Source organism: Dyella sp. CR10 (genome assembly GCF_055814425.1).
The window spans coordinates 4,768,799-4,791,508 of the sequence record NZ_CP185986.1 but is presented as its reverse complement, the minus strand read 5'-3'; the positions used below and the strand labels follow the sequence as shown (position 1 = coordinate 4,791,508).

At 62.2% G+C, this 22,710-nt stretch carries 17 protein-coding genes, 2 tRNA genes and 3 rRNA genes; 8 read left to right on the top strand and 14 right to left on the bottom strand.

Annotation, left to right across the window (positions count from 1 at the left end):
- Nucleotides 1–23: 23 nt before the first annotated feature.
- Nucleotides 24–1,844 carry a type IV pilus assembly ATPase TfpB gene (gene tfpB / locus ACNR9O_RS21545; RefSeq protein ID WP_473684908.1) on the top strand — a complete coding sequence of 607 codons (1,821 nt, stop codon included), beginning with the start codon at nucleotides 24–26 and terminating at the stop codon, nucleotides 1,842–1,844.
- Nucleotides 1,845–1,851: 7 nt separating this feature from the next.
- A complete protein-coding gene (locus ACNR9O_RS21540; RefSeq protein ID WP_473700831.1) occupies nucleotides 1,852–2,580 on the top strand; it encodes a glutamine amidotransferase in 729 nt (242 codons plus the stop codon).
- 2 nt (nucleotides 2,581–2,582) lie between these two features.
- Here ACNR9O_RS21540 and ACNR9O_RS21535 read toward each other — a convergent pair whose 3' ends face one another.
- From ACNR9O_RS21535 to tyrS, 8 genes are all read right to left on the bottom strand, one after another.
- Nucleotides 2,583–2,909: a DUF1820 family protein gene (locus tag ACNR9O_RS21535; RefSeq protein WP_473684912.1), complete on the bottom strand. Its 327-nt coding sequence runs from the start codon at nucleotides 2,907–2,909 to the stop codon at nucleotides 2,583–2,585.
- Between the two features lie 9 nt (nucleotides 2,910–2,918).
- The gene (locus ACNR9O_RS21530; RefSeq protein ID WP_473684914.1) at nucleotides 2,919–3,602 is read right to left on the bottom strand and encodes a rhomboid family intramembrane serine protease; all 684 of its coding nucleotides are present in this window, start codon (nucleotides 3,600–3,602) and stop codon (nucleotides 2,919–2,921) included.
- Nucleotides 3,603–3,823: 221 nt separating this feature from the next.
- A 5S ribosomal RNA gene (rrf, locus tag ACNR9O_RS21525) occupies nucleotides 3,824–3,936 on the bottom strand.
- Between the two features lie 119 nt (nucleotides 3,937–4,055).
- Nucleotides 4,056–6,935 (bottom strand): 23S ribosomal RNA (locus ACNR9O_RS21520).
- Between the two features lie 212 nt (nucleotides 6,936–7,147).
- Nucleotides 7,148–7,223, bottom strand: a tRNA-Ala gene (locus tag ACNR9O_RS21515).
- A 6-nt stretch (nucleotides 7,224–7,229) separates the two neighbouring features.
- A tRNA-Ile gene (locus tag ACNR9O_RS21510) sits at nucleotides 7,230–7,306 on the bottom strand.
- Nucleotides 7,307–7,418: 112 nt separating this feature from the next.
- Nucleotides 7,419–8,963: ribosomal RNA gene (locus ACNR9O_RS21505) — 16S ribosomal RNA — on the bottom strand.
- The 16S, 23S and 5S rRNA genes sit together here with 2 tRNA genes alongside, the layout of an rRNA operon.
- A gap of 441 nt (nucleotides 8,964–9,404) precedes the next feature.
- A complete protein-coding gene (gene tyrS, locus ACNR9O_RS21500) occupies nucleotides 9,405–10,616 on the bottom strand; it encodes a tyrosine--tRNA ligase (protein WP_473684916.1) in 1,212 nt (403 codons plus the stop codon).
- Nucleotides 10,617–10,797: 181 nt separating this feature from the next.
- On the opposite strand from tyrS, the gene ACNR9O_RS21495 reads away from it, so the two are divergent.
- Nucleotides 10,798–12,240, top strand: a complete 1,443-nt coding sequence (locus tag ACNR9O_RS21495) for an OapA family protein (protein ID WP_473684918.1) — start codon at nucleotides 10,798–10,800, stop codon at nucleotides 12,238–12,240.
- A 14-nt stretch (nucleotides 12,241–12,254) separates the two neighbouring features.
- Complete coding sequence (locus tag ACNR9O_RS21490) at nucleotides 12,255–13,373, top strand: anhydro-N-acetylmuramic acid kinase (RefSeq protein WP_473684920.1); 1,119 nt, start codon at nucleotides 12,255–12,257, stop codon at nucleotides 13,371–13,373.
- On the opposite strand, the gene ACNR9O_RS21485 is transcribed toward ACNR9O_RS21490, so the two are convergent.
- From ACNR9O_RS21485 to ACNR9O_RS21475, 3 genes are all read right to left on the bottom strand, one after another.
- Entirely contained in the window at nucleotides 13,365–13,670 is a 306-nt protein-coding gene (locus ACNR9O_RS21485) for a hypothetical protein (protein WP_473684922.1), read from the bottom strand. The two genes, ACNR9O_RS21490 and ACNR9O_RS21485, sit on opposite strands and share 9 nt — an antisense overlap.
- Nucleotides 13,671–13,805: 135 nt before the next feature.
- Entirely contained in the window at nucleotides 13,806–15,119 is a 1,314-nt protein-coding gene (locus ACNR9O_RS21480) for an AmpG family muropeptide MFS transporter (protein WP_473700683.1), read from the bottom strand.
- On the bottom strand, nucleotides 15,109–15,879 hold the full coding sequence (locus tag ACNR9O_RS21475) for an exodeoxyribonuclease III (protein WP_473684926.1): 771 nt from the start codon (nucleotides 15,877–15,879) through the stop codon (nucleotides 15,109–15,111). Before ACNR9O_RS21475 ends, ACNR9O_RS21480 begins: the two co-directional genes overlap by 11 nt.
- 35 nt (nucleotides 15,880–15,914) lie before the next feature.
- Here ACNR9O_RS21475 and ACNR9O_RS21470 point away from each other — a divergent pair, with 35 nt between their 5' ends.
- The 3 genes from ACNR9O_RS21470 (at nucleotide 15,915) to ACNR9O_RS21460 (ending at nucleotide 17,823) form a co-directional block, all read left to right on the top strand.
- The gene (locus tag ACNR9O_RS21470; protein ID WP_473684928.1) at nucleotides 15,915–16,409 is read left to right on the top strand and encodes a GNAT family N-acetyltransferase; all 495 of its coding nucleotides are present in this window, start codon (nucleotides 15,915–15,917) and stop codon (nucleotides 16,407–16,409) included.
- A 25-nt stretch (nucleotides 16,410–16,434) separates the two neighbouring features.
- Entirely contained in the window at nucleotides 16,435–17,082 is a 648-nt protein-coding gene (gene pyrE, locus ACNR9O_RS21465) for an orotate phosphoribosyltransferase (RefSeq protein ID WP_473684930.1), read from the top strand.
- 102 nt (nucleotides 17,083–17,184) lie between these two features.
- Entirely contained in the window at nucleotides 17,185–17,823 is a 639-nt protein-coding gene (locus tag ACNR9O_RS21460) for a hypothetical protein (protein WP_473684932.1), read from the top strand.
- 68 nt (nucleotides 17,824–17,891) lie between these two features.
- Here ACNR9O_RS21460 and ACNR9O_RS21455 read toward each other — a convergent pair whose 3' ends face one another.
- The 3 genes from ACNR9O_RS21455 to coaBC are packed head-to-tail and all read right to left on the bottom strand — an operon-like array spanning nucleotide 17,892 to nucleotide 21,915.
- A complete protein-coding gene (locus tag ACNR9O_RS21455) occupies nucleotides 17,892–20,213 on the bottom strand; it encodes a phosphomannomutase/phosphoglucomutase (RefSeq protein ID WP_473684934.1) in 2,322 nt (773 codons plus the stop codon).
- 26 nt (nucleotides 20,214–20,239) lie between these two features.
- A complete protein-coding gene (gene dut, locus ACNR9O_RS21450) occupies nucleotides 20,240–20,695 on the bottom strand; it encodes a dUTP diphosphatase (protein ID WP_473700830.1) in 456 nt (151 codons plus the stop codon).
- A gap of 14 nt (nucleotides 20,696–20,709) precedes the next feature.
- On the bottom strand, nucleotides 20,710–21,915 hold the full coding sequence (gene coaBC, locus ACNR9O_RS21445; RefSeq protein ID WP_473684938.1) for a bifunctional phosphopantothenoylcysteine decarboxylase/phosphopantothenate--cysteine ligase CoaBC: 1,206 nt from the start codon (nucleotides 21,913–21,915) through the stop codon (nucleotides 20,710–20,712).
- A 96-nt stretch (nucleotides 21,916–22,011) separates the two neighbouring features.
- On the opposite strand from coaBC, the gene radC reads away from it, so the two are divergent.
- On the top strand, nucleotides 22,012–22,683 hold the full coding sequence (radC, locus tag ACNR9O_RS21440) for a RadC family protein (protein ID WP_473684940.1): 672 nt from the start codon (nucleotides 22,012–22,014) through the stop codon (nucleotides 22,681–22,683).
- Nucleotides 22,684–22,710 lie beyond the last annotated feature (27 nt).

Genomic DNA, 22,710 nt, shown 5'->3' with positions numbered 1-22,710 from the left:
AAAAACCGAGGGGAATCCGCTGCATGGCCGCCTCACCCCAAATCGCTTCCTTGCTCGGCAGAAGGGGCAAGCTCACGCTCGATGACGTGCTGGCCGCCCTGGTGGTGGACGGGTTCCTGCTGGCGGATGACGCCAAGCAGGTGCGCATGGGCGTGCGTGGCGGCCGCTCGACGGTCGAGCTGCATCCGCTGGTGCTGATCGCCAATGCCAAGCTTCCGAATCAACGCGATCCAGGCCGCCCGCTGAGCCTGGAAGCATTGACCGAATGGCTCGCGACGCATGCCGGCCTGCCGTACATGAAGATCGACCCGATGAAGATCAACGTCGGCGTCGTCACACAGGTAGTCAGCCACGCTTATGCCACCCGCCATCGCATCCTGCCGGTGGCTGCCTCGCCTGGCGAGGTGACCTTCGCCAGCTGCGAACCTTTCGATGCGGGATGGGCCGCCGACCTGGCGCACATGATCCGTCGCGACGTGAAGCGCGTGGTATCCAATCCGTTGGACATCAACCGCTACCTGCTCGAGTTCTACGGCGTGCAGCGCTCGATCCAGCTGGCGCAGGATGCGAAGACCACAGGTTATGACTCGTCGGCCATTCTCAACTTCGAACAGCTGGTCGAACTGGGCAAGAGCGGCGAAGTGGGCGCGGACGATCGGCACGTCGTCCACATCGTGGACTGGCTGCTGCAGTATGCCTTCGAACAGCGCGCCTCGGATATCCATCTGGAGCCACGCCGCGAGGCGGGGCAGATGCGTTTTCGCATCGACGGCGTGATGCACAAGGTGTTCGAGCTGCCGCCGCCGGTGATGACGGCCGTCACCGCGCGCATCAAGATCCTTTCGCGCATGGACGTGGCGGAGAAACGTCGGCCGCAGGATGGCCGCATCAAGACGCGTTCGTCCGGCGGCCGCGAAGTGGAGCTGCGCATTTCGACCATGCCGACCGCGTTCGGCGAGAAAGTGGTGATGCGTATCTTCGATCCGGACATTGTGGCGAAGGACTTTTCACAGCTCGGTTTCTCACCGGAAGAGGACGCCAGCTGGCGCGGCATGGTGGAGCGGCCGCACGGCATCGTGCTGGTGACCGGTCCCACGGGTTCGGGCAAGACCACGACGCTGTATTCGACGCTCAAGCATCTGGCCACGCCCGAGTTGAATGTTTGTACGGTCGAGGACCCGATCGAAATGGTCTCGCCCGAGCTCAATCAGATGCAGGTGCAGGCATCGATCGATCTGGATTTCGCGGCGGGCGTGCGCACGCTGCTGCGCCAGGATCCGGACATCATCATGATCGGCGAAATCCGCGATCTCGAAACGGCGCAGATGGCGGTGCAGGCATCGCTGACCGGCCATCTGGTGCTTTCCACGCTGCATACGAACGATGCACCCAGTGCGGTGACTCGCCTGCTGGATCTTGGCGTGCCGCATTACCTCATCCAATCGACGCTCACGGGTGTAGTGGCACAGCGTCTGGTCAGGACGCTTTGTCCGCATTGCAAGCAGCCCACACAGCAGGATTCGCACGAGTGGACCGCGCTGACTCACGGCTGGTCAGTTCCGCTTCCGGAAACCGTGTTCAAGCCGGTGGGTTGTCTGGAATGTCGCAATACCGGTTTCATGGGCCGCACCGGCATCTACGAGATGATGACGCTGTCGCCGCGACTGCGCGGACTGATTTCCGCTCAGCTCGACCTCGGCCGCTTCGGCGACTCGGCGCTGGCCGAAGGCCTGCGTCCCTTGCGCATTTCGGCAGCAACCCAGGTCGCGCGCGGCCTGACCACCGTCCAGGAAGTGCTGACCGTGCTACCGCCAATTGAATTGCCTGAAGGCCAATCCCACTAAACCGCCTATGAAGTCCGTTCTCATTATCCGTACCGGTCGCGCGCCCGATCCCATCCGCGCCCGATACGGCGATTTTCCGCACTGGTTTCGCCTGGGTGCAGCGCTCGCGCCCGAACGCATAAGAATCATCGATGTAGCGGCCGGCGAGGCATTGCCGCCGCCTGCGGAAGTCGCGGGTGCCTGGATTACCGGCTCGGCCGCCATGGTGACGGAACGCGCGGCTTGGAGCGAACGCACGGCCGGCTGGATCCGCGATGCGATGGATGCCGAATTGCCGCTGTTCGGCGTCTGCTACGGCCATCAGTTGATGGCGCATGCACTGGGTGGACGGGTGGATTATCTGCCTGGCGGGCGCGAGATCGGCACGGTGCCGATCCATGTGGCCGAGCAGGCGGCGCAGGATCCGCTGGCGGTGGCGCTCCCCTCGTTATTTCGCGCGCATACGACGCATGAGCAGAGCGTTCTGGAGATTCCCAAGGGCACCACGGTACTGGCCGGTTCTGCTCGCGACCCTCATCACCTGCTCCGGTACGGAAAGAACGCCGTGAGTGTGCAGTTCCATCCGGAATTCAATGCCGACGTGATGCGCGCCTATATTCGGCGCAAGCGCGCGGATATGCACAGGGAAGGGTTCGACCCGCACCACACCTTTCGCCAGGTGGCCGCCACGCCGATCGCCAGGCGATTCCTTCGCCACTTTTCCCGTCATCACGGCATGGCAATAGGCCGTCGCTGATATTAGCGGCCGCTACGGGGAGGCATGGGAAAGGGAGTGACCTTCTGGCCATCGCTGGCATCGCGAATGGCCAAGGCGCCCCTGCGTTCGACTTCTTCGATGCGCACCACCGCTTGCATTGGTAGATGCAGCACACGCGTGTCCTTGAACTCCTCACGCAGCTTTTCCTCCGTGGGGTCCACCACGAGGCCCTCGCCTGCCGGCTCGAACACCAGTTCGCCAACCTCGGTGAATCCCCATAGAGCGCTCGATGCCACATGCCTGGCATATAGCTCGTAGCTCTTCCCGAGATGCAGAAAGGTGACCTTGAAAAGTTTCTTGCCGCGCATGATTCGATGTTATCTCCGCAACCGGCGGACGACGGCTTCGCGCGATAGCAAAGCGAAAACCACGCCGAAGAGGAATCCCGCAATATGAGTCCACCAGACGACGGCTCCATAACGAGGGCCGGCGTAGCTGAAAAGTAACTGGAGCAATACCCAGATACCAATTAGCAGGAACGCCGGTACACGTACGAACTCCAGATACAGTCCGAGCGGCAGGACCAAGCCAAGACGCTCGCGGGGAAATAACGCGATATATGCCCCGAGTACGGCTGATACGGCGCCGCTGCATCCGATGATGGGCGAATGCACACCAGCCAGTGACAACGCGCCAACGAGGTTGGCCACGATGCCTCCCAGCAAAAACAGTAGGAAGAAGCGAGCTGAACCTAGCGTGCGCTCCGAAGGCAATCCGAAGATCACGAGGAACAGCATGTTGCCCAGTACATGCAACCACGCCACATGGATGAACAGGGCCGTCACCAATCGCAGCAACGAAGGATCGTGAAGCTGAGCCAGAATAGGTTCGTGGGCGTCGAAGATATTTGCCGGAACCGTGCCCCATTCCAGAAGTATCGAAAGCCGCTGCCGTGGCGGCATCAGCGCCAAGCCGATAAAACTGAGGACGCACAGCAACACGAGCAGCATGGTGACCCACTGCACCCGCTGGCGACGCCGGGTTTCGACTTGAACGAACACGCGGGACTCCCTTGGTCAGAGCGCCTGGGTCAGCAGCATCATAGGACACGCGCGCAAGGCGACAAGACAGGCTATGCAGGATCAACAATCTCCGTTCGCTTGAATAAGCGTTAGGCCTCATCTCAGCGCTGATCGGATTTTTGCGCCGTGCCGTGCAAAGCAGCGTGGTAGCGCCCAAGAAAAAACCCTCACCGATGAGGTGAGGGTTTTAAGGATAAAGCCCCTGGCGATGACCTACTCTTGCATGGCAAGCCACACTACCATCGGCGCAGCTGCGTTTCACTTCCGAGTTCGGGATGGGATCGGGTGGGGCCACAGCGCTATCGTCGCCAGGGAAAGGGTGCAGGACAGCGCTATGAGCGCCGGTCCGGCAGAAGGGGTAAACGAGTGACAAGCGTCTGGTGAATCGGGATGTGAGTTGAAGCGACGTCTCACGAAGCGTCTTGGGGTTATATGGTCAAGCCGCACGGCTCATTAGTACGCGTAAGCTCAATGCATTGCTGCACTTCCACACCGCGCCTATCAACCACCTAGTCTAGATGGGGCCTTAAGGAGTCTCTGGGACTCGGGAGATCTCATCTTGGGGCGTGCTTCCCGCTTAGATGCTTTCAGCGGTTATCACTTCCGTTCGTAGCTACCGGGCAATGCCATGGGCATGACAACCCGAACACCAGCGGAACGTCCACTCCGGTCCTCTCGTACTAGGAGCAGCCCCCCTCAAATCTCCAACGCCCACGACAGATAGGGACCGAACTGTCTCACGACGTTCTGAACCCAGCTCGCGTACCACTTTAAATGGCGAACAGCCATACCCTTGGGACCGACTACAGCCCCAGGATGTGATGAGCCGACATCGAGGTGCCAAACACCGCCGTCGATATGAACTCTTGGGCGGTATCAGCCTGTTATCCCCGGAGTACCTTTTATCCGTTGAGCGATGGCCCTTCCATACAGAACCACCGGATCACTAAGACCTACTTTCGTACCTGCTTGATCCGTCGATCTCGCAGTCAAGCACGCTTATGCCTTTGCACACAGTGCGCGATGTCCGACCGCGCTGAGCGTACCTTCGTGCTCCTCCGTTACTCTTTGGGAGGAGACCGCCCCAGTCAAACTACCCACCACACACGGTCCCTGATCCGGATTACGGACCTAGGTTAGAACGTCAAGCACTTCAGGGTGGTATTTCAAGGATGGCTCCACCGAAACTAGCGTCTCGGTTTCATAGCCTCCCACCTATCCTACACAGAAGAACTCAACGTTCAGTGTGAAGCTGTAGTAAAGGTTCACGGGGTCTTTCCGTCTTGCCGCGGGAACGCTGCATCTTCACAGCGATTTCAATTTCACTGAGTCTCGGGTGGAGACAGCGCCGCTGTCGTTACGCCATTCGTGCAGGTCGGAACTTACCCGACAAGGAATTTCGCTACCTTAGGACCGTTATAGTTACGGCCGCCGTTTACTGGGGCTTCGATCAAGAGCTTCGCCTTGCGGCTGACCCCATCAATTAACCTTCCAGCACCGGGCAGGCGTCACACCCTATACGTCCACTTTCGTGTTTGCAGAGTGCTGTGTTTTTGATAAACAGTCGCAGCGGCCAGGTTACTGCGACCCTTCTCAGCTCAGCTACGCATGTAGCCACCAAAAAGGGCGCACCTTCTCCCGAAGTTACGGTGCCATTTTGCCTAGTTCCTTCACCCGAGTTCTCTCAAGCGCCTTGGGATTCTCACCCTGCCTACCAGTGTCGGTTTACGGTACGGTTTCTCTGCAGCTGAAGCTTAGTGGCTTTTCCTGGAAGCGTAGTATCAGTCACTTCGCCCAAAAGGGCTCGTCTCGGTGCTCGGTGTATGTGATCCCGGATTTGCCAAAGATCACCACCTACCGCCTTTCCCCGGGACAACCAACGCCCGGTAGACCTAACTTTCTCCGTCCCCACATCGCACTGCAGACAAGTGCCGGAATATTAACCGGCTTCCCATCGACTACGCATTTCTGCCTCGCCTTAGGGGCCGACTCACCCTGCGCCGATGAACGTTGCGCGAGGAAACCTTGGGCTTTCGGCGTGCGGGCTTTTCACCCGCATTATCGTTACTCATGTCAGCATTCGCACTTCCGATACCTCCAGCAGGCTTCTCAACCCACCTTCACAGGCTTACGGAACGCTCCTCTACCGCGCACACTTGCGTGTGCACCCCGAGCTTCGGTGTAGTGCTTAGCCCCGTTAAATCTTCCGCGCAGGCCGACTCGACCAGTGAGCTATTACGCTTTCTTTAAAGGGTGGCTGCTTCTAAGCCAACCTCCTGGCTGTCTATGCCTTCCCACATCGTTTTCCACTTAGCACTAACTTTGGGACCTTAGCTGCGGGTCTGGGTTGTTTCCCTTTTCACGACGGACGTTAGCACCCGCCGTGTGTCTCCCGTACAGTCTGTCCTGGTATTCGGAGTTTGCCATGGTTTGCTAAGTCGCGATGACCCGCTAGCCATAACAGTGCTCTACCCCCAGGAAGATACATACGAGGCGCTACCTAAATAGCTTTCGAGGAGAAACCAGCTATCTCCGAGTTTGTTTAGCCTTTCACTCCTATCCTCAGCTCATCCCCATCTATTGCAACAGATGTGGGTTCGGTCCTCCAGTGCGTGTTACCGCACCTTCAACCTGGCCAAGGATAGATCACTCGGTTTCGGGTCTACTGCCAGAGACTATGCGCCCTATTCAGACTCGGTTTCCCTTCGCCTCCCCTAGACGGTTAAGCTCGCCACTGACAGTAAGTCGCTGACCCATTATACAAAAGGTACGCAGTCACCCTTGCGGGCTTCCACTGCTTGTACGTATACGGTTTCAGGGTCTATTTCACTCCCCTCTCCGGGGTTCTTTTCGCCTTTCCCTCACGGTACTTGTTCGCTATCGGTCGGTCAGGAGTATTTAGCCTTGGAGGATGGTCCCCCCATGTTCAGACAGGGTTTCACGTGCCCCGCCTTACTCAATTTCACACAACGTGCCTTTTCGCCTACAGGGCTATCACCTGCTATGGCCGCCTTTCCAAACCGTTCGGCTAAAACATGCTGTGCTTTTGGGCTAGTCCGCGTTCGCTCGTCGCTACTGACGGAATCTCGGTTGATTTCTTTTCCTCCGGGTACTTAGATATTTCAGTTCCCCGGGTTCGCTTCCAACACCTATGAATTCAGTGCTGGATACTGCTTACGCAGTGGGTTTCCCCATTCGGACATTGCCGGATCAAAGCTTGTTGCCAGCTCCCCGACACTTTTCGCAGGCTGCCACGTCCTTCATCGCCTCTGACCGCCAAGGCATCCACCGTATACGCTTGGTCGCTTGACCATATAACCCCAAGTCGCCTCAGGGCTCCATTCTTTCGAATGGCATGCCAAACAACGCGTTCGCTTAATTGCCTCAACGACACATCTCGATTCGGTTTCGAACCAAGACGCTTGTCACTCGTTTACATTTTCAAAGAACACAAGACCGGCCACAGTGCCGTCTCGTTTCAAATCTTGTCGTGTGCGCTACACATCCGCTTACAGCCTGGTCACTGGTGGAGCCAGTCGGGATCGAACCGACGACCCCCTGCTTGCAAAGCAGGTGCTCTCCCAGCTGAGCTATGGCCCCATAAAGTGGTGGGTCTGGGAGGACTCGAACCACCGGCCTCACCCTTATCAGGGGTGCGCTCTAACCACCTGAGCTACAGACCCATAAAGCTATAGGCCCCCACATCAGATGGGATGGGCCAGGCATGCCAGTCGGCATGCGGGATGTGCAGGTGTCTTGTGTGGACGTCTTGCGGAGGAGGATCTGTCGTTCTCGAAAGGAGGTGATCCAGCCGCACCTTCCGATACGGCTACCTTGTTACGACTTCACCCCAGTCATGAACCACTCCGTGGTCGTCGCCCTCCTTGCGGTTAGGCTAACGGCTTCTGGAGCAACTCACTCCCATGGTGTGACGGGCGGTGTGTACAAGGCCCGGGAACGTATTCACCGCAGCATAGCTGATCTGCGATTACTAGCGATTCCGACTTCACGAAGTCGAGTTGCAGACTTCGATCCGGACTGGGATCGGCTTTCTGGGATTGGCTCCACCTCGCGGTATTGCAACCCTCTGTACCGACCATTGTAGTACGTGTGTAGCCCTGGCCGTAAGGGCCATGATGACTTGACGTCATCCCCACCTTCCTCCGGTTTGTCACCGGCAGTCTCCTTAGAGTTCCCACCATTACGTGCTGGCAACTAAGGACAAGGGTTGCGCTCGTTGCGGGACTTAACCCAACATCTCACGACACGAGCTGACGACAGCCATGCAGCACCTGTGTTCTGATTCCCGAAGGCACTCCCGCATCTCTGCAGGATTCCAGACATGTCAAGGCCAGGTAAGGTTCTTCGCGTTGCATCGAATTAAACCACATACTCCACCGCTTGTGCGGGCCCCCGTCAATTCCTTTGAGTTTCAGTCTTGCGACCGTACTCCCCAGGCGGCGAACTTAACGCGTTAGCTTCGACACTGATCTCCGAGTTGAGACCAACATCCAGTTCGCATCGTTTAGGGCGTGGACTACCAGGGTATCTAATCCTGTTTGCTCCCCACGCTTTCGTGCCTCAGCGTCAGTGTTGATCCAGATGGCCGCCTTCGCCACTGATGTTCCTCCCGATCTCTACGCATTTCACCGCTACACCGGGAATTCCACCATCCTCTATCACACTCTAGCTTCCCAGTATCCACTGCCATTCCCAGGTTGAGCCCGGGGATTTCACAGCAGACTTAAGAAACCGCCTACGCACGCTTTACGCCCAGTAATTCCGATTAACGCTTGCACCCTTCGTATTACCGCGGCTGCTGGCACGAAGTTAGCCGGTGCTTATTCCTCAGGTACCGTCAGCTCCACCGGGTATTAGCCAATGGCATTTCGCTCCTGATAAAAGTGCTTTACAACCCGAAGGCCTTCTTCACACACGCGGCATTGCTGGATCAGGCTTTCGCCCATTGTCCAATATTCCCCACTGCTGCCTCCCGTAGGAGTCTGGGCCGTGTCTCAGTCCCAGTGTGGCTGATCATCCTCTCAGACCAGCTATCGATCGTCGCCTTGGTGAGCCATTACCTCACCAACTAGCTAATCGAACATCGGTCCATCCAACCGCGCGAGGTCCGAAGATCCCCCGCTTTCTCCCGTAGGACGTATGCGGTATTAGCGTAAGTTTCCCTACGTTATCCCCCACGTCTGGGCAGGTCCCGATGTATTCCTCACCCGTCCGCCACTCGCCACCCATGGAGCAAGCTCCACTGTGCTGCCGTTCGACTTGCATGTGTTAGGCATGCCGCCAGCGTTCAATCTGAGCCAGGATCAAACTCTTCACTTAAGTTTTCGATCAACCGAAGTCGATCTATCTTTCTGAAGCGTTGTCCTAACCGTAAAACGTCAAGCTTTTGAATTGACTCTTAGGTTAGACGCTTGCATATATGGACAGATTTCCCATCCACCGCAAGGCGCCCACACAAGTCACCTGCGCACACTGTCAAAGATCAATCACTTGCGATCCTTTCTTCAGATCGCCCCGAGGCGTTTCGTCCCGGGTGAGCCGCTTACTATACATCGTCTTTCCTATCCGTCAACACCTTCGAAGAAGATTTTCTGCTTCGTTGTGTTGCCGTCGGAAGGCGTTGGCCAGCGGCGGGGGGCGAATAATAGGAAGGAGCCCCTGCTCTGGCAAGCGATTTCGTGAACTTTTTTCGATCTTTTTGCTAACTATTTGTTTAGCCGGCAAACAGTCGCCTGAAGGCGACTGTTTTGACCTCTCATATCAAGCGTTCTTGAGGAGAACTCGAGCGAAGTTGCGTTTGCCCACCTGCAGAACAGCCTCAAAGCCAGCCTCGAACGAGCGCTGCGCGTCCTCAACTACCTCGGCATTAATACGTACCGCGCGCTCCTTGAGCTTGCGATTCGCCTCTGAATTGCTGGCGGTGAGTCCCGCCGCTGTTAGCAGCGCCGCAAGCCGCAAGCCCTCCGCCGGCACGATGATCTCCATCAACGGGAGCAAGCTCGTGTCGCCCTCCCCTCGTACCACGGCGTGCCAGCCCGCAATGGCTTGCTCAGCTGCCTGGGCACCATGAAAGCGTGCCGCCAGCTCGCGCGCCAGGCGCAGCTTGGCGTCGCGGGGGTTCAGGGCGCCGCCAGTAATGGCCTGCTTCATTCGGGCTAGCTCGTCCAATGAGACTTCAAAGCTGAGGAGCTCGAACCAGCGCCACATCAGGTCATCGTCGACCTTCATGGTCTTGGTGACGATGTCGATGGCGGGCTCATTGATGCCGATGTAGTTGCCCAGCGACTTGGACATCTTGTTGACACCGTCCAGACCTTCGAGCAACGGCATCGTCAGGACGATCTGCGGCGGCTGACCGTGGTGCTCCTGCAACGCCCGCCCCATCAATAGATTGAATTTCTGGTCAGTACCGCCCAGTTCCACGTCGCACTTGAGCGCGACCGAGTCGTAGCCCTGCACGAGCGGATAAAGGAATTCATGGATCGCGATCGGCTGCTGCGACGCATAGCGCTTGGCGAAATCGTCGCGCTCCAGCATGCGCGCGACCGTGTGCTGTGCGGCCAACCGGATCATGTCGGCCGCGCTCATCTGGCCGAACCACTCGGAATTGAAGCGAAGCTCCGTCTTGTCGCGGTCCAGCACCTTATAGACCTGCTCCGCATAGGTCTCCGCGTTAGCCAATACGTCTTCGCGGGTGAGCGGCTTGCGGGTGACGTTCTTGCCGGTCGGGTCGCCGATCATTCCAGTGAAGTCGCCGATCAGGAAAATCACCTGGTGGCCCAGATCCTGGAACTGCCGCATCTTGTTCAGCAGTACGGTATGCCCCAGATGGAGATCCGGCGCAGTGGGATCAAAGCCCGCCTTGATGCGCAGCGGGCGCCCTGTCTTCAGCCGCTCGATGAGTTCTTCCTGCTTGATGATTTCGTCGGCGCCGCGCGCAATGGTCGCCAGCGCCTGCTCGAGCTCGCTCATGTATGCCTCAAATCGTGGTTATTGAGGCGGCCAGGGAAGTGGCGGCCGCCCGCTTGCCGTTAATTGTGCGTTAATCGGAAAGATCGCGCAAACCCTTGATAGAAAAGGCATTGACGCCCTTTGCACAGGGCCGTTATGGTACGCCGCATTACATAAATTTGTACCGCGGGGCACGCAGGGCATGGGAGAGGCAAGAAAGATCGCGCGCGCGGCGCGCAAGCAGGCTATCCGCCGCAAGGCACAGCGCCGGCACTCTCACTTCTACGAACGCTTCTCTCATTGGTCCTTCTGCAATCACACCGATGCCGAGCCGATCCGCTGGCATCGCGAACGCTGGATGCTGGCAGGCACCGCGTTGCTGATTACCGCACTGTCCGGCTTCATCATCCCCGCCTGGGCCAGCGCGATGCGGCCCGATCCGACTTCCACCGCTCATGCCCTTCTTCCGCTCGCCCTGCCCAAGGCGCTGCCCACGACGGTGCATGCACCGACGGTCGAGGATTGGCACATCGTGCAGGTGCAGCCCGGTCAGACGCTCTCCGACATTTTCCAAGGCCAGGGCCTGAGCCTCGCCGACCTGCAGAAAGTGATGGACGAAGCGGGCGACGCATCGAAGGCGTTGCACAACATTCGTCCTGGCCAGGAATTCGATTTCCTCCTCGGCAGCGATGGCGGCCTGCGCGGCGTGCGCTTCGACAAGGACGAAGCCAGCCGTGTGACCGTCCGCTTCGAGGGCGACAAGGCCGCGGTCACCGCGCAGGCGCGCGAGGTCGAGCGCCGCGAGCATGTCTCGCATGGCAGCATCGACAGTTCGCTGTTCGCCGCCGGCGCCAAGGCTGGCATGAGTACGGCGATGGTGCTCAAGCTTGCCGACCTCTTCAAATACGACATCGACTTCGTGCAGGACTTGCGCGAAGGCGACACCTTCACCGTGATCTATGACGACATCTATCGCGACGGGGCCTATCTGCGCGAAGGCGATATCGTCGCCGCGGAGTTCGTCAACCAGGGTGAGCGCTACACGGCCTATCGCTTCAAGAAGGACGACGGCAACTACGGCTGGTTCAGCGAGGACGGACGCCCGCTGCAGAAATCGTTTCTGCGCATTCCGGTGGACTTCACGCGGATCTCTTCGCAGTTCAGCGCGGCGCGCATGCATCCGATCCTTGGCCGCATGCGCGCGCACCAGGGCGTGGACTATGCCGCCCCCACCGGCACGCCGATCCATGCGGCGGGCGACGGCGTGGTGAAGTTCAAGGGTTGGATGAACGGCTACGGCAACTTCGTGATCGTTCAGCACAACAGCTCCATCAGCACGGCCTACGGCCACATGTCGAAGTTCGCCAACATCAAGGTGGGCCAGCATGTGGGCCAGGGTTCGGTGATCGGCTTCGTAGGTATGACCGGCCTGGCCACCGGGCCCCATTTGCATTACGAATTCCGCGTCAACAACGTCCAGCGCGATCCGCAGAAGGTCACCCTGCCGAAGCCGGAACCACTTCCCGCCGCGCAGCTGGCCAAGTTCAAGGCCCAGGTCGTGCAGCCGCAGCTGGCGCGTCTGAAAGCGCTGGACGCCAACATCAAGCTGGCCCGCGTGGACGGCGCCAAGCGCAACGACGATTGAGCCGCGATCTCTGCGTGAATGACGCCGCGGCGCTCTATATCGGCCTGATCTCTGGCACCAGCGCGGACGGTATCGATGCCGCGCTGGTCCGCTTCGAACTGGACAAACCGCAACTCGTCGCCGCGCTTACTTATCCTTGGCCGGCGGATCTGCGGAGCCAGATCCTCGCTGTCGCGCAGGACGAAACCCGCCTCGATCTCGACGCCTACGGTCGCCTGGATGTAGCCATCGGCCAGCGTTTCGCCGAGGCGGCACTCCAGCTGCTGCGCCATAGCGGCACGTCGCCCCGGGCCGTGCATGCGATCGGCTCGCACGGACAGACACTGCGCCATCGGCCACATGGCGACCACCCTTTTACGCTGCAAGTGGGCGACCCTTCAGTCATCGCCGAGCGCTGCGGCATCGATGTGGCGGCGGACTTCCGGCGCGCGGACGTGGCCGCAGGAGGTCAAGGCGCCCCCCTGCTGCCGGCCGTGCATGCCATGCTGCTTGGCCGGCAGGGCGAAACCCGCGTGGTGCTCAATCTCGGCGGCATCGCGAACATCACGGTGCTGCGCGCGGACGGCCATGTGTTCGGCTTCGATACCGGTCCCGCCAATGGCCTGATGGACGCATGGTGTCTGCGCCATCAAGGCGAAGCTTTTGACCGCGACGGGGCATTCGCCCGCAGCGGCAAGGTCGACGAACCTCTCTTGGCTGAGTTGCTCGCCGATCCGTATTTCGCCCTGCCGCCACCGAAGAGCACCGGACGAGAACATTTCCACCTGGCCTGGCTCGATCGCCACTCGCGGGTGGCCACGCTTGGCCCTGCCGACGTCCAGGCCACGTTGCTGGAGTTCTCTGCCCGCAGCGTGGTCGAAGCGATCACGGCCCATGCGCCTGGTGCGGTGGACGTACTGGCTTGTGGCGGCGGCGTGCATAACGCCGTGCTGATGGGACGGCTGGCCGCACTGCTGTCGCCTTGCGCGATGCGCAGCACCGCCGAAGAAGGCATCGATCCGGATTACCTGGAAGCCACGGCCTTCGCATGGCTGGCCCGCCAGCGCCTGCTCAAGCGCCCTGGCAATCTACCCGCGGTGACCGGTGCGCGCGGCCCGCGCGTGCTGGGTGCGCTCTATCCCGCTTCAGCCTAGGGGCTCCTCCGCCAACGACAGATTCGCCGGCGACAGCTGGGTCGGCCGCGTCATCGACAAGGCCTGGATGGCCTCCTGAAAGGCGGCCTTCTCCCGCGCATCCCACTGCCCGCTGAGCACGGTCAGCTCGCCCGGATCGAGCAGCGTTTCAGCGAACACGTTGCCCTGGGCCATGCCAAGGCCATGGCGCAGCGCATGCAGCACCACGTCATTGATCGACCACTGCCGCTCTTTGGCCAGCGACTTGATGCGCTCGGCCATCAGGCTGTCAATATGGCGAATTACGATGTCCGGCACAGGCGTTTCTCCGTTCCACGCATGAGCCCCCTGACGGAGCACATGGTGGACAGCGGCTCGCCGCCTGGCAAGTCGGCCGATCGGCCAAATCCGCGCAATGGTTGGCAAACCCGGCAGCCGATCCACCGACGCCGGCTAGCCGCCGCCCTCGGCCTCCCTCTCCCGCTCGACTCCCCGGTGGAACGACCACAGATAGGCGAACAAGAGCATCGCTGGAAGCGCGGCCAGCACGGTAATGACGAAATACCCGCCATATCCCGACGCAGCGACGATGCCTCCGGCGAAGAAACCCAGCACCTTGCCCGGCAGGTTCACCAATGAACTGAGCAAGGCGTACTGCGTCGCGGTGTGCTGGCGATTCACCAGCGTCGATAGAAATGCAACCGTCGGCGGCCCCAACATCCCTTCGAAGAAGTTCTGGCCGGAAATGGCCAAAGTCAACATGGCCAGCTCACCCTGATGGGCGATCAGGAACAGATAGAGCAGATTGCTGACTGCGCCGAGCGCGATACATACGCCGAGCGTCCGCCAAGCACCGAAGCGCGCCACCGCGGCGCCGCCGGCGAAGGCGCCAAGGATGCCGATCCAGATGCCATAGATCTTGGTGACAGCGCCGATCTCCGTCTTGGAGAAGCCCATATCGCGGTAAAATGGCCCCATCACGCCACCGATGATCGCCTGCTCGGGGATCTTGAACAGCAGGATGAAAAGCAGCGTCAGCAAGGCGATGGTCCAGCCGTAACGCCGGAAGAAATCGGTGAACGGGTCGATCACGCTCTCGCGCATCGCCTCGCCCCACGACGAAGGCACCACCCTTCGCACCTCCGGTTCGCGCATCCGCAACGTAGTGATGATAGGCACGAGCATTGCCGCTGCCATCAGCACGTAGATCTGCGCCCAATGGATATGGTCGGCCATGATCAGCGCCAGCGCGCCAGATACCAGCAGCCCCAGCCGATAACCCAGCGCGTACGTGGCCACCAAGGCACCCTGCGCCGAAGGCGGCGCGATCTCGATGCGATAGGCATCGACTGCGATGTCCTGCGTGGCTCCCATGAATGCGACCAGCAATGTCGCCGCGACGAACGGCACCAGCTGTGTCGGCGTGAGCGACGCCATAAGAAGCAAGCCGATCACCACGCCCAATTGGGCCAGCAGCAGCCAGCCACGCCGCTGCCCCAACCGTGCGAACAGCGGCAGGCGCCAGTGGTCCAGCAACGGAGCCCAGACGAACTTGAACGCGTAAGTCATGCCCGCACTGGCGATCATCGTGATGTCCTTCAGCACGATGCCGTTCTCTTTCAACCAGAACGACAAGGTGTAGGACACCAGCAGAAACGGCAGGCCCGAGGAAAAGCCCAGCAGGCACATCGTCCATGCCGACGGCTGCGCGAACGCACGCCAGATGGAAGCCTTGCCCGCGGCCTCCGTACCCGCCTCAGTCGGCATAGTCGACCGTATACGGCGCATGATCGGAGAAGCGCTCGTCCCGATAGACCGAACATGCCTTCAGCCGCTCGCGCAGCGAAGGTGTCACCACCTGGTAATCGATGCGCCACCCCACATTGTTCTCACGGGCACGACCGCGATTGGACCACCAGGTGTATTCCACGGCGTCGGGTTTGACGGCACGGAAGCTGTCCACCCAGCCGCGCTCCTTGAACAGCAGATCCAGCCAGGCGCGCTCCTCGGGCAGGCAGCCGGAGTTCTTCTGATTGGAAGTCCAGTTCTTGATGTCGTTCTTGGTGTGGACGATGTTCCAGTCGCCACACAGCACGTAGTCGCGCCCGCTCTCCAGCCATTTCTGGAAGATCGGCGTGAGCCACTCCATCACCTTGAACTTGAACTGCTGACGTTCGTCGCCCGAGGAACCGGACGGGATATACAGCGACACCACGCTCAGATTGCCGAAGCGAGCCTCGATATAGCGCCCTTCGTCATCAAACGGCGCCCAGCCCAGCGAGGTGAGCACCTGATCCGGTTCCTTGCGGGCGTAGATGGCCACCCCGCTATACCCCTTCTTGGTGCTGGCGTCGCGATAAAAGCAGTGATGCCCGTCGGGACGGAACATCGGATCGCTGAGCTGGTCTTCCTGCGCCTTGGTCTCCTGCAGGCAGACCACATCGGCCTTCTGCTTGCGTAGCCATTCGAACACGCCCTTGTTGGCGGCCGATCGGATGCCATTGGCGTTCAGGCTGACGATGCGCATGCGGGTTCCTCGTGTGATGGGCCATCATAGCAACCATGTCCGAGTCCTCCTCCATCCATGTCGCGCCGGTCACGGCCTCGTTGCGGGAAGGCGTGCTCGCGTTGCGCGTCCACGCCGAACAGTACGCCTTCGTCAGCCCGATCGACGCCTCGCTGGCCGATGCCGAGCAGTCGCACGGCAGCACGCCCATGGCGATCCTCCATGGAGACATGCCGGTCGGCTTCTATCGGATCGAGCACGACGCGGCAACGGTGGCCGGCCGCGCCTTCGAGGTGCCCGCGCTCGGCCTGCGCTCGTTCTTCATCGGCCTGCCATGGCAGGGCCGGGGCTTCGCCACCGCCGCGCTCGAGGCGATCTTCGCCGACGTGGCAACCCGTCATTCCTCCGCCCGCCTGCTGGTGCTCACCGTGAATTGCCGCAACCTCGCCGCCCTGGCGCTGTACCGCCGGACCGGGTTCGTCGACAGCGGCGAGCTGTACCATGGCGGCCGCTCCGGGCCGCAACACCTGATGTGGCGCCCTCTTCCTTAAGACCCCGACCGCAGCGAGACCCGCCGTGCACGACTACCAGCGCGATTTCATTGAACTCACTCTGCAGCGCGACGTGCTGCGCTTCGGCGACTTCACCCTGAAGTCCGGCCGCCAGAGCCCTTACTTCTTCAACATGGGCCGCATCGACTCCGGCGCCGCGCTGGCCCGCCTCGGCCGCGCCTACGCATCCGCCCTGGTCAACTCCGGCCTGGCCGTGGACATGCTGTTCGGCCCCGCCTACAAGGGCATCCCGCTCGCTGCGGCTACCGGCATCGCCCTGGCCGATCAGCATGGCCGCGACCTGCCCTGGGCCTACAACCGCAAGGAGGCCAAGGACCACGGCGAAGGCGGCGTGCTGGTCGGCGCGCCGCTGCAGGGCCGCGTGTTGATCGTGGACGACGTGATGACCGCCGGCACGGCCGTGCGCGAGTCGCTGGGGCTGATCCGCGCCCAGGGTGCGACGCCGGCAGGCGTGCTGATTGCGCTCGATCGCCAGGAGCGCGGCCAGGGCGAGCTGTCCGCCGCACAGGAAGTGGCGGCCGATTACGGCATCCCGGTGATCGCCATCACCAGCCTGGCGGATGTCATGGCCTATGCCGGCGAACGCCCCGACCTGGCCGACGAATTCCAGCGCCTGCAGGCCTACCGGGAACGCTACGGCGTGGCCGCTTGAGGCCTCGCGCGTCACGTGGCGAACCGCGTCACATCCGCGAACACGTCCGCATCGGACGATACCCATACGAAGGCTATACTTCCGCTCTCCAGGGGGAAGTCCATGCGTAAAACCAGCCTCATCCTCGCCGCCATTCTGGCGGGCAGCTGCGCCCATGCGGCGCAGAACGACAACAACGGCGTGCGCTACAAATGGCGCGACGCCCAAGGCCTGCCGCACTACAGCGACAGCCTCACCGGCGAGGCCATCAAGTACGGCTACGACGTCGTCAACGACCGCGGCCTCGTGATCAAGCACGTCGACCGCCAGCTCAATCCCGAAGAACGCGCCGCGGCCCGCAAAGCCGCGGACGAGAAGGCCGCTCAGGATCGCGCGGCGCAGGATCGCGCCCGCGGCGATTCGCAGATGCTGGCCGCCTATCCCAACGAGAACGACTACAAGGCCACGCTGCAGCAGGAAGTGGACAATATCGACCAGCAGATCCGCACCACGCAGATCAACCTGCATAGCCAGGAAAAAGCGCTGACCGACCTGCTCACGCGCGCCGGCGATCTCGAACGCGCCAAGCAACCGGTGCCGAAGTTCCTCACCGACAGCATCGCCAAGCAGCGCAACGTGGTCGCCGGCCAGCGCGCCACGCTGGATCGCCAGCAGGCGGCCCGCGACGCGGCCAGCACCAGGATGGAGCAGCAGCTCCAGCACTATCGCGAGCTGAAGGCAGCCCAGGCCAAGGACAAGTAAAGCCGTCGCGCTTTCTAAAAAAAACGCCACGCATTGCGTGGCGTTTTTTTGTTCCCGAGAGCGGCCAATCAGAACGGCAGCTTGAGCGACGGATCTACCGCATGCAGCTGTTCGCGGAACACCGCCTGGATGCGCTTGAGCGCCGCTTCGTTGTCCGCATCGAAGCGCAGCACCAGGATCGGCGTGGTGTTGGACGGGCGCACCAGGCCCCAGCCATCCGGCCAGTCGGCGCGCACACCATCGATCGTGGTGAGGGCAGCGTCGCCGAAGCTCGCGCTCTGACGGAACTTCTCGATGAACTGGTAGTGCTCGCCTTCCTTCATCTCGATCTTCAGCTCAGGCGTGGACACGCCCTTCGGGCAGGTCGCGAAGATCGCCTCGGGCGTGCGCTCGTCGAGGTCGCCGGCAAGGATCTCCAGCAGGCGGGCGCCGGCGTAGATACCGTCGTCGAAGCCGTACCAGCGCTCCTTGAAGAAGAAGTGGCCGCTCATCTCGCCAGCCAGTTCCGCGCCCGTCTCGCGCATCTTGCTCTTGATCAGCGAGTGACCGGTGCGCCACATCAGCGGGCTGCCGCCGGCGTCGAGGATCTGGCCTTTCAGGTGGCCGGTGCACTTCACGTCGTAGATGATCGTCGCGCCGGGCTGGCGCGACAGCACATCGCGCGCGAACAGCATCAGCGTGCGGTCGGGGAAGATGATCTCGCCCGTCTTGGTGACCACGCCCAGGCGATCGCCGTCGCCGTCGAAGGCCACGCCCAGGTCCGCGCCGGTGGCGCGCACGGCCTCGATCAGATCTTCCAGGTTATGCGGGTCCGACGGATCCGGATGATGATTCGGGAAGGTACCGTCCACATCGCAGTACAGCTCGATCACTTCACAGCCGATCCCCTCCAGCACCTTCGGCGCCACCGCGCCTGGGATGCCGTTGCCGCAGTCCACCACGACCTTCATGCGGCGACCCGCCTGCACGTCGGAGGTGATGCGCTCGATGTAGTCCGGCACCACATCGATATGGCGCAGGCTACCCTTGCCGCCGCGCTCCAGCTCGCCCGCCGCGATGCGGCGATACAAATCCTGGATGGCGCCTTCGGATAAGGTCTCGCCGCCCACTACGATCTTGAAGCCGTTGTAGTCCGGCGGATTGTGGCTGCCGGTAACGGCCACGCCGCTGCCGGTATTGAAGCGATAGGCTGCGTAATAGACGACCGGTGTCGGCACGGCGCCCACGTCGATCACATCGATGCCGGCCTCGCGCAGACCATCTGACAGCGCACCGGCCAGCTCCGGGCCCGACAGTCGGCCGTCGCGGCCCACCACGATCTCGCGCAATCCCTTCTCGCGCATCACCGTGCCGACGGACTGGCCGAGCAGGAAGGCGACATCTTTGGTCAGGCTCTTGCCGACGATGCCGCGCACGTCGTAGGCGCGGAAGATGGTCGGATCCACCGTGACCGGCGCAGGAGCGGCCGCGACCGGCTTGGCGGGACGCGGGGCCTCCGGCTTGGCCGGCTCGGGGTTATTTTCGATCAGGTCGGACAAAATCGGTTCCTCGGTTGGTAGCTTGCCCAGGCCACGCGGGTGGGCGCGCAGCCACAACAAATATGCGCCGGCCCCCAGGCACAGCAGCGTCAACAGCGCGTCCAGGGGCCATGATCGCGGCAGCACGATGTAAGCCCCGGGCAGGGCCGCCACCACGCTGAGGTTACTTCCGGCCACCGTCTTGCCGGCCGCTTCGCTCAAAGCGGAAGCGGCACCGTTGGCGAGCAGCCGCAGGTCGCCGCGATCATCGCCCTGGCGAAGTTCCAGTCTGCCGCCTGCCGGCGGAACGGTGTTGAAACGTTCCTCGATCGGAGCGAACGGAAGCTCGAACCACACCCAGGCGCTGGGCCGCTGGCGCGCGCCCATCGGCAGCACGAAAGTGAGCCGGCGACCATGCGCATCCGTCGGCAGCGATTGCGCCAGCGTCTCGCCATCGGCCGTTTGCGCGGCCATCAGCTGGGCGGCCTTGGCGTAGCCGAACTCGCGGTAGTTGGCGTGCAGCACCTCATCCAGCGCGCCGCTGTAGAACTCCACTTTGTCCGCTTGAGGGAGCTTGCCCTTCAGCAGTGTCGCGGCATATGCCGGATCAGCCTGAACCACGGACGGGTCCAGTGTATCCAGCGCCTGCTGCAACACATGGCGCTGCCGCGACACTTCGCCGGCCACCGCTTGCACGGCCAGATCCTGTGCGCGATGCACGCCTTCGATGGCATTGTTCTCGTCTGCCACCAGCCATGTCTGCCAGGCGCAGAACAGGCCGCCTGCGACCAGCAGCGTTCCGCCCGCCAGCGGCAACAGGCGCCGCCAGTCGAACATCCGCTCGCGCATCCCCCTCGCGATGTCCATCGCCATGCCCAGTGTCCCCTCTTGCAGGCGTATCACTTCACGCCGGTCGAACCGAAGCCGCCCTCACCCCTCTGTGAAGGCGCGAATTCCGTCACTACGTTCAAGCGAGCCTGCGCCACCGGTACCAGCAGCAACTGGGCGATGCGGTCGCCCACGCCGATGGTGTACGGCTGCGCGCCGCGGTTCCAGCAGGAAATCATCAGCGGCCCCTGGTAGTCGGCGTCGATTACGCCCACCAGGTTGCCCATCACCAGGCCATGCTTATGTCCCAGCCCGGATCGCGGCACGATCAGCGCGCACCAGCCCGGATCGCCGATATGGATGGCGATCCCGCTGGGCACCAGCGCACTCTCGCCGGGCGCCAGGGTCAGCGGCACCTCGACGGCGGCGCGCAGGTCCATGCCCGCGCTGCCGACGGTTGCTGCCTGCGGCAGCGGGATGGTGTCGCCCAGCCGTGGATCGAGGACCTTCAGTTCGACGTCGACCATACCCGGCCGACCCGTCATGAGCGCACCGCCTTGTAGCGCTCGGCGATCCGCTCCACCAGCTGGCGCGCCAGCTGGTCCTTGCCAGCGCGCGGCAGCTCGGCGCCACCGCCCGGCCAGTACACGTTCAATGCGTTGTCCGCGGCCTCGAACCCGAGGCCGTCCCCCACCTGGTTCGCGGCGATCATGTCCAATCCTTTGCGCTGCAGTTTGTCCTGCGCGTATGCCGCCACATCATGCGTTTCCGCGGCGAATCCGACCAGGAAAGGGTGCACGGTTTGCGCCGACAGGCTGCCCAGGATGTCCGGATTCTCGGCCAGCTCCAGGGTCAGGCCGACGCCGTCATGCTTCTTGATCTTCTGCCCGGCCACGCTCGCCGGCCGGTAGTCACCTACCGCGGCGGCGGCCACGTAGATGTCCGCGCCGGCCGCGGCGGCCAGCACCGCCGCGTGCATCTGCGCCGCACTGCGCACGTCCACGCGGCGAGCCACGCCCGGCGGCGTCGCCTGGTGCACCGGTCCGGCCACCAGGGTCACCTCGGCGCCGGCCTGCGCGGCCGCTTCGGCTACCGCGAAACCCATGCGGCCCGAGCTGCGATTGCCGATGAAGCGGACCGGATCGATGTCCTCGTAGGTCGGCCCCGCGCTCACCACCACCTTAAGACCACGCAGCGCACCGCTGCCAAAGGAAGTGACCAGAGCCTCGCGCAACTCCAACGGCTCGAGCATGCGGCCGGAGCCGATATCGCCACAGGCCTGGTCGCCCGAGGCCGGACCCAGCAGATGCACGCCACGGCGGCGCAGCGTGTCCACGTTCTCCTGCACCGCCGGATGCGCCCACATCTGCTGGTTCATCGCCGGCGCCACGTACAGCGGTGCGGCACTGGCCAGGCATAGCGTGGTGAGCAGGTCGTTGGCCATGCCATGAGCGAGGCGCGCGATGATGTCCGCGCTGGCGGGTGCGATGATGATTCGCTCCGCCCAGCGCGCCAGCTCGATATGGCCCATCGCCATCTCCGCCTGCTCGTCCCACAAGCTGACCCGCACGGCCTCGCCGGACAGGGCCTGGAAGGTGGTGGCGCTGACGAAATGCGTGGCGCTTTCCGTCATCACCACACGCACCTGTGCACCCAGGTCGCGCAGGCGGCGGACCAGTTCGCAGGCTTTGTAGGCGGCGATGCCGCCCGACACGCCGAGGAGGATGCGACGGTTGGCGAGTTGCATGTAGGACTGGCCTGACAAACTGGCAGACGCCTAGCTTACCGGAATCGACTCCGTCCTCCGCTCCAAGCGTCGGCGCCGTTGCGGCATCGTGAACGAATGAGCATTCGCGATTGGCCCGAGGGCGAACGCCCCCGAGAAAAACTGTTGGACCGCGGCACGGCGGCCTTGTCGGACGCGGAGTTGCTGGCGGTACTGCTGGGTAGCGGCGTCGCCGGAGCCGATGCACTCACCCTTGGCCGCCAGCTGCTCACCGAGGCCGGCGGTCTGCATGCGCTGCTGGCCGATCCCGGCGCCACCGCACGCCTTGGCGGCATCGGGCCGGCCAAGCGCGCACGCCTCATCGCCGCGCTGGAACTGGCGCGCCGCTCCTTGAACGAACAACTGGCGGCGCGGACCTCATTGAAAAACCCGCGCGACAGCGGCGAATTCCTCCGCGCAAAGCTGCGCCACCTGCCATACGAGGTGTTCGCCTGCCTCTATCTCGACAACCGCCATCGCGTGCTGGCCTACGAAGAGCTCTTTCGTGGCACCGTCGACGGTGCCAGTGTGCATCCGCGCGAAGTGGTGCGCGCCTGCCTCAAGCACAACGCCAGTGCGGTAATCCTCGCGCACAACCATCCATCCGGCGTGGCCGAGCCCAGCGGGGCCGACCGGGCCATTACCCGCAGCCTCCGCGAGGCTTTGCAACTGATCGAAGTGCGCGTACTGGACCATCTCGTGATCGGCGCGGAAGAGCCAGTGTCCATGGCGGCCCTCGGCATGCTCTGAGAGAGCGCAACGTTTGATCCGGAAAAA